Below are 12,825 nucleotides of genomic sequence, written 5' to 3'. Positions count from 1 at the left end.
GTGCGAGGGGCCCACGCCGGCGGCCGTGCTGTTCCAGGGAGTCAGCTCCCGACCTTGCCGAGCCGTTTGGTGCGGCGGTAGCCGGCGATGACCGCGATGGTTCCGAGAACCAGCAGGATCACCCCGATGGCCAGCCACCAGCCGACATCGGCCCCGGTGGCGGCGAGGGCACCCACCCCGCCACCGGCGACGCCGACTCCGGCGCCAGGCAACTTGTACATTTCGGCCTCACTTCACCCTGGTCAGGCGGTGGTCGCCGGACGCCGGTTGCGGACGACGCGGATACCGACCGGAACGGCGACGGCACCGAGCAGTCCGAGACCGATCCACAGCCCCGCGCCCGAAGCGAGCGGCACGGGCAGCCCGGCCGGCCCGCAGGTGGCCGACGAGACGATCACGTCGCCGGAGCCGAGCGGGTTGAGGGCGCCGCCCAGCAGCTTCACGTGGATCGCGTTGACGGTCAGGCTGCCGTCGTTGTTCTTGATCTGTTCGTTCAGGATGATCGTCGCGACGTTGACGGTGCCGAGACCGACCTTGACCTGGGTGTTCGGTGCCGGCGTGGAGTCGACCGCGCCCGCGCTGCCGAGGTTTGCGCCGACCAGGGTGGTCGCGCCCTGCACGCCCTTCTGGGTCGCGGTGCAGGTGGCTTCGACGACCTTGACGCCGACGTCGCCGAGCGCGCCCTTGAGCAGCGGCAACCCGACATCGGCGGTGCTGGCCTTGGCCGTCACGGCACCGGAGTTGTCGTCGCGCTTGGCTTCGGTGTTGATCGCGCCCGCGGTGAGCACACCGGTGACGTTGGCCTTCGCGAGACTGTTGGTGGTCGGCCCGGAGGTCTTCGCTTCGGCGAGCGGCCCGGCCTTCACCGCGTCGAGGCCGAGGAGCTTCACATCGACCTTGACGCCATAAGCGGAGCCGTCACCGGGGGCCGCCGAGGCGGGCACCGCACCGGCGAGAGCCACGCTCGCCACCACAGCGGCGAGCACTCCGCCTCGTCGCAAGAGGTGCGTGTTCTTCAACTGGTCCTCCGAATTTATTCGTGGGGGGGCATCTGCGGTCGGCGCATGGGCACGACCGTTGCGGACGAATCCTCAGCTGGCCTGACTCGGCTAGCGGATCGTCTATCGGCGAGTGTTTCCGAAATTGCACAGAACGGGGCCAGAATCACCTGATCGGGTGACCTTGGAGGACATTTACCACAAGTCATTGATAGCGTCACTCGTTCGGATCAGCCAGTTTCGCCACGATCGTGCCGAAAGGCTCATGATCACATGCGAAATGAGAACCCCGGACGAAAGGACCGGCTCCCGCTGACTTACTCTCGTCGGCGAGGTCCCCGTCCACTTCGCCGAATCCGTTGTCTGCTGCGCCTTTCCTGAGAGGGTCATCGTGGCCGTTGCGAGCGCTCCTTTGCCTGGTTCAAGCCGATTTCCGCTGCGTATGGCGGTGATCGCGGTGATCGCCGTCGCGGTCGGCCTGGTGCTGGCCGAACGCCTGTACCGGGTGTTCGAAGTGCAGGTGTCGGGGCTGATACTGAGCGTTATCACCACATCGGGTGTCTACGTCGCCAGTGAACGCGAGACTGTCTACTTTGGGTTGTCCAGCGATACTCCACTCGGGTTGAGAATGACGCCGGAATGCTCGTCGGCATTCATGTTGTTGCCGCTGTTGTTGGTGACCGCCGTCATGTTGTATTTCCGTCCGAAAAATGCGAAGAGGCTGTTCTGTTCGTTGGCGATTTCCGCGATAGCGGTCGTTCTTGTCAATCAGATGAGGGTTTTGGCGATCGTGGGACTCGTGAACATGATGGGTATCGACGAAGGTTATTACTGGGGTCACACTCTGCTCGGCTCGATGGTCAGTGTCATCGGCGGCGCGGTCGCCCTCGTGCTGTTCGTCTGGCTAAGCACGCGCAGGCCGCGGGCCGAGCGCGGGACAGCCTGATGGGCGGCGGCTCGATCAAGATCCTGCTCGCGATCACGCAGGCTTTCGCCCTCACCATGAGCGTCGCGTTCATCGTGTATGTGGTCGTGATCGTCGTGCCGTACCTGCGGCGCAGACCCGCGCCCGTCGGTGAGGCCGCCGACTTCACCTGGCACTTCTTCGTCCCGTGCCGGGATGAACAGACCGTCATCCGCGAAACGGTGCGCTACCTGCGTTCGACGTTCCGGCACGCGCACGTCTGGGTCGTCGACGACGACTCCGAGGACCGCACGGCCCGCGTGGTCAAGTCGATCTGGCGGCGCAACGGCGGCTACGACCCGTACCTGCACCTCGTTCCCCGGCGCCGTCCGGAGGCGAGGACAGGCAAAGGGGACGCGCTCAACGCCGCTTATCAGGCGCTCAACGACTGGATGGGCCCGGACGCGAGCCGTGACGACGTCGTCGTCGTGGTCGTCGACGCGGACGGACGGCCGGCGGAGAACTGCCTCGAGGTGTGCGCCGCGGACCATCTCTTCGGCGACGAGACGATCGGCGCGGTGCAACTCGACGTCTGGATGGGCAACGCCGACACCCGACCGCCGGGTAAGAACTGGTTCTCGCGCGCCTTCGGGCTGAAGCTGGCCCAGATGCAGGATCTCGAGTTCCGTACGGCCATCGCGGCGATCCAGACCTCGCGCGGGTTCACCGGCACGATCTCCATGGGCGGCAACGGTCAGTTCACGCGACTGTCCGCATTGGACTCGATCGCGGGCGAGGACGCGCAGCCGTGGCGCGGTTCGCTGCTGGAGGATTTCGAACTCGGCGTGCACCTGCTGACCGCGGGCTGGCGGACCGGGTACACGCCGGACTCCCATGTGAAGCAGGAGGGGCTGTACAGCCTGCGGCGATTCCTGGTGCAGCGCACACGCTGGGGCCAGGGCACGATGCAGTGTTCGCGGTATCTCCGGCGGATCTGGGATTCGCCGCACGTGAGCACGCTGGGCGCGGCGGAGATGATGTACTACCTCGCGCAGCCGTGGATGCAGCTGCTCGGCTCGCTGCTGTACCCGATCCCGTTCCTTCTGCTGCTGTTCACCACGGTGGGCGATCCGGCGCGGATGTGGACCTGGTTCGCCGACGACGGCGCGTGGATCCTGTTCGCGATCTACGGTTCGTTCGGGCTGCTGCCGTTCATCGTGTGGGGCCCGATCTATCAGTTCAAATGCTTGAAGAGCCGCAATCTCCTGCGCGGGCTCGGGATGGGCTTCGCCTACGCGCTGTACATCTACACGTTCTACATCACGTCGTGGCGGGCGTTGTTCCGCCTGGTGCGCGGCCGGAACGGCTGGTCGAAGACGCGGCGGAACACCGAGCACGCTCCCGGGGTCAAGGTCGCCCTCGACTCCTGACCCCGGGACCGGCGTCAGAAAGCGGGCAGGATCCGGACGTCGTCCGCCTTCACGAACGCGACGCGATGCCCGAACTGGATCTGCACGTAGCGTGTTTTTCCTTTGACGACAACGTGGTTGGCCGGATCGAACGTCGTCGCCCAGAAGTACTCGGACCCGAGCACGTTGCCTGCCGAGTACCGCTGCCCCGCCGAGAAGGTGTAGGGGAGCGGGATGACCTGCTGCACCGGCACGTTCGCCGGATAGGCCTCAGGTTCGGGGTACGCGCGCCCGAACACCGGCACGGTCGCCAAGCCGGGCTTCGGCGTGACGACCAGGCCGAACGCCGGGCTTGTCGTGCGCGCGTCGCGGAACCAGCCCTTCTGGCCGAGATACCAGATCGCCGTCCAGCCGTTACGCCGTTCGGCGACCACGTACCGCTGGCCGGTCTCCGCGCGGCTGCCGATGTCGGAGACGGCCATCGTGCTCGCCGAACCGTCCGGCCGCAGGCCGATGTCCTTGAGCAGCGGCGCCGAGTCGTTCGGCTCGCTGCGCAGCACGACGGAACCGGAACCTCGTGCCGGGCAAAGCTTTCCGGCGGTCTCGCAGCCGGTGAACGCGGGCTGGTTCGTCGCGAAGTCCGGTGTGATGGTCACCAGCGGCGAACCGGGACGGCCGAAGCCGGACAGCGGCGCGCCCATCAGGTCGAAGTAGTGCGACCAATCCCAATACGGGCCCGGATCCCAGTGCATGCCCCTGATGGTCGCGGGGATCGTGCCCGGGACGTTGTCGTGGCCGAGGATGTGCGCGCGGTCGAGCGGGACGTCGTACTTCCGCGCGAGGTAGCCGACGAGCTTCGCGGAGGTGCGGTACATCGCTTCCGTGTACCAAGTGCCCTTCGCGGCGAAGCCCTCATGCTCGATGCCGACGGACTTCGCGTTGACGTACCAGTTGCCCGCGTGCCATGCGACGTCCTTGGTCGGCACGTGCTGCGCGATCTGGCCGTCGGTGGAGCGGATCGTGTAGTGCCAGCTCACGTACGTCGGGTCGGTGACAAGGTCCATCGCCGTGTCCCAGTAACCCTCGGTGTCGTGGATGACGATGTATTCGACCTTCTGGCTTTTCGGCCGGTCCGCCTTGTCGTGGTTGCCGTAGTCGTTCTTCGGCAACTCCTGGTACGGCGCCGGTACCGAAAGGCATGAGACCTTCTTCGGGCACTCCGTTGTCGAGGTGCCGGCCTTCGAGGTGTCGGCCTGGTCGCGCGCCGGACTCACCGGAGTGGCGGCGAGGGTGACGCTCTGGCCGTCGTCGGTCTTGCGGCTGACGCCCCTGGAGATGGTGTCGAAGACTTCGTCGGCGAAGGCCTGCGCGCCCGCCGTGTCCTTCGCGCCGCTGTAGCGTGCGACGGCGGCGTTCCAGTCACCTGTTTCCCGCTGGTATTTCGCCAGCAGAGCGGCGCCACCGCGGATGTTCTGCGTGGTGTTCGTGCGCAGCGTCGCGACGTCCTGGCCGATCAGCCTGGACGCCTCGTCGATGGTCTGGAGCCCGGCCGGGGGAGTCGTCGGAGCCGGTGTCACCGGGAGTTTCGCCTGGCGAGCGTCGTCGCCGCGCGCGTCCTCCGCGCCTTCGTCGTGATGCGTGCCGGTGCCCGCTTCGCGCAGGTCGGTCAGGTGCATCGGGCCGTAACCGGCGGACGTGCTCGGCGTGCCGGCGTTGAAGTCCCACCGCGACTCCAGGTAGGAGACGCCGAGCAGGACGTTCTCAGGGACGCCGAACTCCTGTGCGGCGGCCGCGAAGTCCCGTTGGCGCTGTTGGCCCGCCGGGGCGGCTTGGGCGGGGACTGCGGCGAGAAGACCGGCGGTGAGGGTGAGGATCGCGAGTCCGGCGGTCCGTTTGGGTCGGCGCCGGCGCGGTAGGAGGGCAACGGGACGGAAGGGACGCGGCATGGGCGTGTACCCCCAGTGTCTAGGTCTGCTGTACAGGACCGACCCCAATGGTCGGAACCTAACCAGAAAGCCGCCCCTTCCGTAAGGTCCCTCCCGGACTTGCGTTCAGCCCCCTAATCGCGATCCGGTGGCAAGGTGGGCGCATGACTGGGGTGAAGGAGCTTCTGCAGGAGAAGGACCACGTCTTCCTCGACTTCGACGGTCCGGTGTGCGACGTGTTCGCGAAGCTGGCGGCGAGCGAGGTGGCCGACAGGCTCAAGCGACTCGTCGGACCCGACCTGCCTCGTGAGGTGAGCGCCTCGGCGGATCCATTCGACGTGCTCCGGTACGCGGCTTCGTGCGGCCCGAACGCCGCGCACGTCGTCGAGCGACAGCTCAGTCGGCTGGAGAACGAGGCCGTCTCGACGGTGCCGCCCGCCCCCGGTGCTGTTGAGGTGATCCGTGAGTGGGTCGCGCAGGGGTTCACGGTGACGATCGTCAGCACCAACTCCGTCGAAGCGATCCGGGCGTTCCTCGCCGTGCACGAACTCGCCGAGCAGGTCCGCCGGATCAGCGCGCGGATGTCGAGCGACCCGGCGCACCTGAAGCCGCACCCGGTCTTGATCGAGGCCGCGGTGAGGGCTCTCGGCACTTCGCCCGGGAAGTGCGTGATGGTCGGTGACTCCGCTGCGGACGTCCTCGCCGCTCGCGCCGCCGGAGTCGCTTCGGTCGCCCTCGCGACTACGCCGGCGAAGCGCCGGTCCCTCGCCGCCCTGCACCCCGATGCCCTGGTGAGCGACCTCACGGACTTGCGTTTAGCCCCCTGATCGCGATCCGGCGGCCGCCCTGCCTCCCGGGTGTGACCAGGGCCCCGACTTGCGTTCAGCCCCCTAATCGTGACCTGCGGGGCCGTCACCAGGTGTGTCCTGCCAGCAGGCCGAGGAAGAGCACCATCCCGACGTGGTTGTTGCTCAGGAACGCCCGGAAGTAGCCGTCGCGCTCGCGCCGCGCGATCAGCCTCTGCTGGTGGACGAACAACGCGCCCGCGATTCCGGCGGCGAGGTAGAACTTCCAGCCGAGCGAGCCCACTCGGCCGACCGCCACCATGACCACCAGCATCGTTCCCTGCAGAACGCCGATGGCCAATCTGTCGTGGCGGCCGAACAGGATGGCCGTGGATTTCACGCCGATCTTCAGGTCGTCGTCCCGGTCGACCGCGGCGTACAGCGTGTCGTACGCGACCACCCACAGGAGATTGGCGAGGAACAGCAGCCAGCAGATCGGCGGCAGGGATTCCCCCGCGGCGGCGAAAGCCATCGGGATCGACCATCCGAACGCCGCGCCCAGCACCACCTGCGGCAGAGGCGTGTAGCGCTTCGCGAACGGGTACGCGCACGCCAGTGCCAGTGCCACCACCGACAGCAGGACGGCCGAGGTGTTGAGCGTCAGCACCACCAGGAAGGAGAGCGACACCAGCACGGCGAACAGGTAGCGCGCTTCTCTCGCCGTCGCGGCGCCACTGGGAAGCGGGCGACGCGCGGTGCGCTTCACGTGACCGTCGAATCCACGGTCCGCGTAGTCGTTCACCACACAGCCCGCCGCGCGCATTAGCCACACTCCGGCCACGAAGGCGGCGAGGATCCACGGTGACGGCTCACCCGCCGTCGCGATCCACAGCGCCCACAGTGTCGGCCACAAAAGCAGCAGCGCGCCGATCGGCTTGTCCGCCCGCATCAGGCGCAGGTACACCGGCAGCTTGTTCCGCTCGACGAGCGGCAGCATCGTTGCCTCCCCTCGGGCCGACCGCAGGTCACAAGCTAATCGCGCGACCGTCCCCGCCGCCCGGACTTGGTTCCAAGAGGCAAGTGGCTCTAGCCGGACGGGCACGCGCAAGGGGGAATGCGGTCGCGGGCATCGCGGAACAAAACGGCCGGTCAGGCGTTCAGTAGCCGAGTTTCCGCAGAGTGAGTGGACCCTCCTTGCGAAGCTGGCACTCACATGGCTAGAGTGCTAATTGCACGGCCCGAACACGCCCCGGCACCCGCGACGGCGGGGGTGGTAGGAGCCGTAATTCATCCTGCCAACGCTTTCGACGACCGTGGAGGTCAACCCGGTGAGCGTGAACATCAAGCCGCTCGAGGACAAGATCGTTGTCCAGACGAGTGAGGCCGAGGAGACGACCGCTTCCGGCCTCGTCATCCCCGACACCGCCAAGGAGAAGCCCCAGGAGGGCAAGGTTCTGGCCGTTGGCCCGGGCCGCATCGACGACAAGGGCAACCGCGTCCCGCTCGACGTTTCCGTCGGCGACGTCGTCATCTACTCCAAGTACGGCGGCACCGAAGTGAAGTACAACGGCGAGGACTACTTGATCCTTTCCGCTCGCGACGTGCTGGCCGTCATCAACTGACGTCCGCTCTCAGCGCATGACGCCCCGGGCCCCGCATTGCCGGGGGACGGGGCGTTCGTGTTTTCCGAGCTTTAAAACTGGAAGGTAAGCGGAAAAGGCTATGCCCAAGCAGATCAGTTTCGACGAGGACGCTCGTCGCGCGCTCGAGCGCGGGGTGAACAAGCTCGCCGACGCGGTCAAGGTCACCCTCGGCCCGCGCGGTCGCCACGTTGTGCTCGACAAGAAGTTCGGTGGCCCGACCATCACCCTCGACGGCGTCACCGTCGCTCGCGAAATCGAGCTCGACGACCCGTTCGAAAACCTCGGCGCCCAGCTCGCCAAGAGCGTCGCCACCAAGACCAACGACGTCGCCGGTGACGGCACCACGACCGCGACCGTGCTCGCCCAGTCGCTGGTGAAGGTCGGCCTTCGCAACGTCGCCGCCGGTGCCAACCCGACGGCCGTCGGCCGCGGCATCGAGGCCGCCGCGGAGAAGGTCATCGCGATCCTCAAGGAGAAGGCGACCCCGGTCAAGGGCCGCGACAACATCGCCCAGGTCGGCACCGTCACCTCGCGTGACGCGGCCATCGGCGCCCTGCTCGGCGAGGCCGTCGAGCGGGTCGGCGAGGACGGCGTCATCACGATCGAGGAGTCGTCCACGCTGGCGACCGAGCTCGTGATCACCGAGGGCGTGCAGTTCGACAAGGGCTTCCTGTCGGCGCACTTCGCGACCAACCCGGAGGAGCAGAAGGCGGTCCTCGAGGACGCCTACATCCTCCTGGTCCGTGAGAAGATCTCGGCCCTGGCCGACCTGCTCCCGGTGCTGGAAAAGGTCGTCGAGGCCAAGAAGCCGCTGCTGATCGTCGCCGAGGACGTCGATGGCGAAGCGCTGTCGACCCTCGTGGTGAACTCGCTGCGCAAGACGATCACCGCCGTCGCCGTCAAGGCGCCGTTCTTCGGTGACCGTCGCAAGGCATTCCTGGACGACCTCGCGGTCGTCACCGGCGGCGAGGTCGTCTCGGCCGAGATCGGGCACAAGCTGTCCGAGACCACGCTCGCCCAGCTGGGCGGTGCTCGCCGGATCGTCGTCACCAAGGACGACACCACGCTCGTCGATGGTGCGGGCACCAAGGACGACATCGCCGGGCGCGTTTCGCAGATCCGCAAGGAGATCGAGAACACCGACTCCGACTGGGACCGCGAAAAGCTGCAGGAGCGGCTGGCGAAGCTCGGCGGCGGTGTCGCGGTGATCAAGGTCGGCGCGGCCACCGAGACCGAGCTCAACGAGCGCAAGCACCGCATCGAGGACGCCGTGGCTTCGACCAAGGCGGCCGTCGAAGAGGGCATCCTGCCCGGCGGTGGCTCGGCGCTCGTGCACGCGGTCAAGGAACTCGACGGCGGCCTCGGCCTCGAAGGCGACGAAGCGACCGGTGTGCGCATCGTCCGCGACGCGCTGTCCGCCCCGCTGTTCTGGATCGCGACCAACGCGGGCCACGAGGGTGCGGTCATCGTGAACAAGGTCCAGGAGCAGAGCTGGGGGCACGGCTTCAACGCCGCCACCGGTGAGCTCACCGACCTGCTGGCCGCCGGCATCGTCGACCCGGTCAAGGTGACCCGGTCCGCGGTGGCGAACGCCGCCTCCATCGCCAGGCTCGTGCTCACGACGGAGAGCGCCATCGTCGAGAAGCCGGCCGGCGAGGAGTCGTCCGCGGCCGGTCACGGCCACGCGCACTAGCTCCACCGTTCCACCCCGAAGCGGGGCGGCACTCCACGCGGAGTGCCGCCCCGCTTTCTTGTGCGCTGGGGTCGCCCACTCGCGTTTAGCGGGCTAAGCGCGATCCGGTGGCAGGGGAGCGCGGGCGCGACGGGAGCGACTTTCGCGGGCTAAGTGCGATCCGGCGACCGGGTGCCCCGCGACTGCACCGACCTGCGTTCAGCGGGCTAAGCGCGATCTGGGGCGGCGGGGAGCGGAGGCCGGGCGGAGCGACTTTCGCGGGCTAATCGTGACGCGTCCGGGTCTGGACACGCGGAAGGGCGGCACCCCACCCGGATGCCGCCCTTCCGCGTTGCCGACTCGGCCGGATCAGCCGTTCGACATGCTCAATGTGCGCTTGTCCGCCTTGATGATGTGCTCGCGTTCCGACTCCGACAACCCGCCCCAGATCCCGTAGGGCTCGTGCACGGCGAGTGCGTGGTTCCGGCACATGGCCAGCACCGGGCAAGCCAGGCACACGGCTTTGGCCCTCGCCTCGCGGCGGGCTCTGGCGGGCCCGCGTTCGCCGTCAGGGTGAAAGAAGGACGCGCTGTCCATGCCTCGGCACGACCCTTCGAGCTGCCAGTCCCATACATCGGCGTTGGGTCCCGGGAGCCTGCGTGTGTCCGCCATCCTGACCGCCTCCGTCATCCGGTCGAAGCGTTTACCTGCTCTGCTGCGCTGCGGCTACTCCATTCGGTGCAACGGCGGTAACGTTAGAAGCGCGCCAATACTTGTTCAAGAGATTCAAGACGATTCAGCCTTTAGGCATCCCCCGGATGTGTTAGCCGCACTTTCCGTTCCGGTTGCCGCGGCCCCGGCCTGCCTGGATATTGGGTCGAGTGGGATCTCGGATCAGCAGTGAAGAACCCACCCTGCCGGTGGCCTCCGTCGCTCGCCGGCTCGGGGTCGCACCGTCCACCCTGCGAACCTGGGACCGCAGATACGGCGTAGGGCCGAGCCGCCACACCAACGGCCGCCACCGCCGCTACGGCAGCTCCGACATCGGCCGTCTCGAACTGATGCAGCGCGCGTTGCTCCGCGGTGCCTCGACGGCCGAAGCGGCGAAGTACGCGCTCGAGCAAATGCCCCGGACGGTGGTGGAGAGCCCGAAAACCCCTGTGGTCCAAGCGGAGGAACAGGCCGCCGCGCCACCCGCCGAGGATCACGACGTCCCGTCCCGTCTCGCCAGACGCTTGAGCACGGCCGCGCTCGCGATGGATTTCGGCGCGGTTCAGCGCATGCTCGCCGACACGATCCGCGAACTCGGTGTCCTGCCCGCCTGGACCGGCGTCGTGTCGCCGGTGCTGACCGCGCTCGGCGCGCGCTGGCGGGGGGTCAGCGCCGGCGCGGAGGTCGAATACCTGCTCGCCGAATGCGTGTACGCCGCCTTGGTCCGCGCGACGCCGGTGCTCCGCGAACCGCGCAACCAGCGGCCCGTCCTGCTGACCTGCGTCCCGGACGAGCGCGACAACATGCCGATGTACGCGCTCGCCGCGGCGCTCGCGGGACGCCGGATCGGGGCCCAGCTGTTCGGCGCCTCCCTCCCGGCCGAGGTGCTCGCGGTGACCGTCCGCCGCAGCGTTCCGGCCGCGGTGGTGCTGTGGTCGGGGCGGCACGCGACCGCGGATCCGCGCCTGTTCGCCAGGGTGTCCCGCGGCCGTCAGCGCAGCAGGCTGTTCGCCTGCGGCCCTGGCTGGGATCCCGCGACGCTTCCGGACAAGATCGAACTGCTCGGCGAGCTGACGACGGCCGCCGATCGGATCGAGCACGTTCTTGTCGGTGCGAGGCGATAGAAAGGACGAATGGAAGCGTCCTTGCGGTCCGCCGCGTTCGGTGACGGCGTGCCGCCGCCGAACTCCTTCGCGGTGCCCGCGTCGCCTCGCGGCCGGCTGCTCGCCGCGATCGGGCTCGGTGCCCGCGGCCGGTACGCGATGGCGGCCACCCTGCTGCACGGTTTGCGCACGAGCGAAGATCCGGTGCTCGCGTCGTTGGCCGCGAGCACGCTGGCGTCGCACCGGCGGCAGCTGGGCGGGCACGCGGCGGCCCTCGTCCTCGACGGTGAGGCGCTCGCGCTGGTGATCGCGGAGCCGCGAGGCGAACCCGACCCCGACGGTCTGGACGCCGAGGGGGCACGCGCGGACGCCCTCCTCGGTCTGGCCGCGGACAACCTCGGGCGCGGCAGGCTGGCCGCCGCCCGGCGGCTGGTGGCCCGTGCGGAGGCGCACCTCGGCAACTGGCGGAGCCGGACCAGGGCCGGTTGGGTGGGCGCGGAAATCGAACTGGCGAGTAACATTTCCGGCGCCGCGATCGCACCTGCGGAAATGGCGCTGGGAACGGCGCGAGCCCAGGGTGCCTGCCGACATGTCGTCAAATCACAGCTTGTACTCGGCGTGACGATCGCGAATGGAAGTTCCGCTGAGCGAGACCGTGCGATGGCGCTGATCGAGAGCGCTCGCGAAACCGCCGAGAAATACGAATTCAATTCACTTCTATGGGTGGCCTGCCTGGTCGCTGCGGACATGGGGGCAGGACACGCCGGTGAGTATCGATTCAGAAGTGCCGAACTGTTGCACGCAGTGTTACGGCACGCAGATCCTTGCGGGAGGTGGCTCGCCCGGGAATCTCCATGGGTCCCCGCTCGGGGCGTCTAGCCTGTTGGAGGGCCCATTCCGGCAACCGGGCTAAGAAACTTTCAAAAAAGCCACCGGATCGTGTCAAGGTTCGGGCTAAAGCGTCCGATAGGGGAAGTGGAATGTCACCCGGCTGCAGGAAGGAAACCCCGTGACGACGGTCTTGATCTGCGACGACCGACGCAGTGTCCGCGAAGGGCTCACTCGAGTGATGTCCGCGGTCCCAGGGGTCAGTCGCATCGACTGCGTAGCGCACGGTGACGAGCTGCTGGCCCGGTACTCCCGTCAGCCGGTCGACGTCGTGCTGGTCGGAACCCAGCGCGCTGTCCCGACTGGCGTCGAAGCCACCAGGCGGCTCGTCTCAGCGAACCCCCAAGCGAACGTGATCGTGTTCGGCGCCCCGGACGATGCGGGCAGCATCGCCGCCGCCATCGCCGGCGGAGCCCGCGGCTACCTGCGTTGGGACGCCTCGCGTCCCGAACTGGTCGCCGCACTGGCGCATACGCTCGCCAGCACCTCGGTGCCGGCGCCGCGCCAGCCGTCCGACCCCGGTGTTCAGCTCACCGAGCGCGAGCTTCAAGTGCTCCGTGGGATGAGCCAGGGCAAGAGCAACGGACAAATCGGCCGCGAGCTGTACCTGTCCGAAGACACTGTGAAGACCCACGCGCGCCGCTTGTTCCGCAAGCTCGGTGTGCGGGACCGCGCTCAGGCGGTCGCCCACGGATTCCGCCGTGGACTTGTTTCCTGACAACGCTTTCTTGATTTCACCGGCTGATAGCGGCAACGGGTGACAACGGGCCGGGGGCAAGCCCCTGGC

General features: G+C 67.9%; 13 protein-coding genes. 8 read left to right on the top strand and 5 right to left on the bottom strand.

Going from position 1 to position 12,825, the window contains the following annotated elements:
• Window positions 1–41: 41 nt before the first annotated feature.
• Together ACM6LU_RS02210 and ACM6LU_RS02205 are read right to left on the bottom strand one after the other, a co-directional pair.
• Complete coding sequence (locus tag ACM6LU_RS02210; RefSeq protein WP_414935884.1) at window positions 42–221, bottom strand: LPXTG cell wall anchor domain-containing protein; 180 nt, start codon at window positions 219–221, stop codon at window positions 42–44.
• A 21-nt stretch (window positions 222–242) separates the two neighbouring features.
• Window positions 243–1,019 carry a choice-of-anchor P family protein gene (locus ACM6LU_RS02205; protein ID WP_414935883.1) on the bottom strand — a complete coding sequence of 259 codons (777 nt, stop codon included), beginning with the start codon at window positions 1,017–1,019 and terminating at the stop codon, window positions 243–245.
• A gap of 421 nt (window positions 1,020–1,440) precedes the next feature.
• On the opposite strand from ACM6LU_RS02205, the gene xrtP reads away from it, so the two are divergent.
• Together xrtP and ACM6LU_RS02195 are read left to right on the top strand one after the other, a co-directional pair.
• Window positions 1,441–1,944 carry an exosortase P gene (xrtP, locus tag ACM6LU_RS02200; protein WP_414937060.1) on the top strand — a complete coding sequence of 168 codons (504 nt, stop codon included), beginning with the start codon at window positions 1,441–1,443 and terminating at the stop codon, window positions 1,942–1,944.
• On the top strand, window positions 1,944–3,332 hold the full coding sequence (locus ACM6LU_RS02195; protein WP_414935882.1) for a glycosyltransferase: 1,389 nt from the start codon (window positions 1,944–1,946) through the stop codon (window positions 3,330–3,332). The genes xrtP and ACM6LU_RS02195 overlap by 1 nt, the downstream gene beginning before the upstream one ends.
• Window positions 3,333–3,346: 14 nt before the next feature.
• Here the strand turns inward: ACM6LU_RS02195 and ACM6LU_RS02190 are convergent, their stop codons facing one another.
• Window positions 3,347–5,257: an N-acetylmuramoyl-L-alanine amidase gene (locus ACM6LU_RS02190; protein ID WP_414935881.1), complete on the bottom strand. Its 1,911-nt coding sequence runs from the start codon at window positions 5,255–5,257 to the stop codon at window positions 3,347–3,349.
• 143 nt (window positions 5,258–5,400) lie between these two features.
• Here ACM6LU_RS02190 and ACM6LU_RS02185 point away from each other — a divergent pair, with 143 nt between their 5' ends.
• On the top strand, window positions 5,401–6,063 hold the full coding sequence (locus ACM6LU_RS02185; protein ID WP_414935880.1) for an HAD family hydrolase: 663 nt from the start codon (window positions 5,401–5,403) through the stop codon (window positions 6,061–6,063).
• An 85-nt stretch (window positions 6,064–6,148) separates the two neighbouring features.
• Here ACM6LU_RS02185 and ubiA read toward each other — a convergent pair whose 3' ends face one another.
• Window positions 6,149–7,018, bottom strand: coding sequence for a 4-hydroxybenzoate octaprenyltransferase (ubiA, locus tag ACM6LU_RS02180; protein WP_414935879.1), 870 nt, complete (start codon window positions 7,016–7,018; stop codon window positions 6,149–6,151).
• A 331-nt stretch (window positions 7,019–7,349) separates the two neighbouring features.
• On the opposite strand from ubiA, the gene groES reads away from it, so the two are divergent.
• A complete protein-coding gene (groES, locus tag ACM6LU_RS02175) occupies window positions 7,350–7,643 on the top strand; it encodes a co-chaperone GroES (RefSeq protein ID WP_007031106.1) in 294 nt (97 codons plus the stop codon).
• A gap of 100 nt (window positions 7,644–7,743) precedes the next feature.
• Entirely contained in the window at window positions 7,744–9,357 is a 1,614-nt protein-coding gene (gene groL, locus ACM6LU_RS02170) for a chaperonin GroEL (protein WP_414935878.1), read from the top strand.
• Between the two features lie 348 nt (window positions 9,358–9,705).
• On the opposite strand, the gene ACM6LU_RS02165 is transcribed toward groL, so the two are convergent.
• On the bottom strand, window positions 9,706–10,008 hold the full coding sequence (locus tag ACM6LU_RS02165) for a WhiB family transcriptional regulator (RefSeq protein ID WP_037335869.1): 303 nt from the start codon (window positions 10,006–10,008) through the stop codon (window positions 9,706–9,708).
• Window positions 10,009–10,256: 248 nt separating this feature from the next.
• On the opposite strand from ACM6LU_RS02165, the gene ACM6LU_RS02160 reads away from it, so the two are divergent.
• The 3 genes from ACM6LU_RS02160 (at window position 10,257) to ACM6LU_RS02150 (ending at window position 12,756) form a co-directional block, all read left to right on the top strand.
• Window positions 10,257–11,171 (top strand): MerR family transcriptional regulator, encoded by a 915-nt coding sequence (locus tag ACM6LU_RS02160; protein ID WP_414937059.1) that lies wholly within the window; start codon window positions 10,257–10,259, stop codon window positions 11,169–11,171.
• Window positions 11,172–11,180: 9 nt separating this feature from the next.
• Complete coding sequence (locus ACM6LU_RS02155) at window positions 11,181–12,029, top strand: hypothetical protein (protein WP_414935877.1); 849 nt, start codon at window positions 11,181–11,183, stop codon at window positions 12,027–12,029.
• 130 nt (window positions 12,030–12,159) lie between these two features.
• Window positions 12,160–12,756, top strand: coding sequence for a response regulator transcription factor (locus tag ACM6LU_RS02150; protein WP_003073605.1), 597 nt, complete (start codon window positions 12,160–12,162; stop codon window positions 12,754–12,756).
• Window positions 12,757–12,825 lie beyond the last annotated feature (69 nt).

Source organism: Amycolatopsis sp. cmx-11-51, from assembly GCF_047608665.1.
Classification (GTDB): Bacteria; Actinomycetota; Actinomycetes; order Mycobacteriales; family Pseudonocardiaceae; genus Amycolatopsis.
This window is presented reverse-complemented; position numbering and strand designations above follow the sequence as displayed.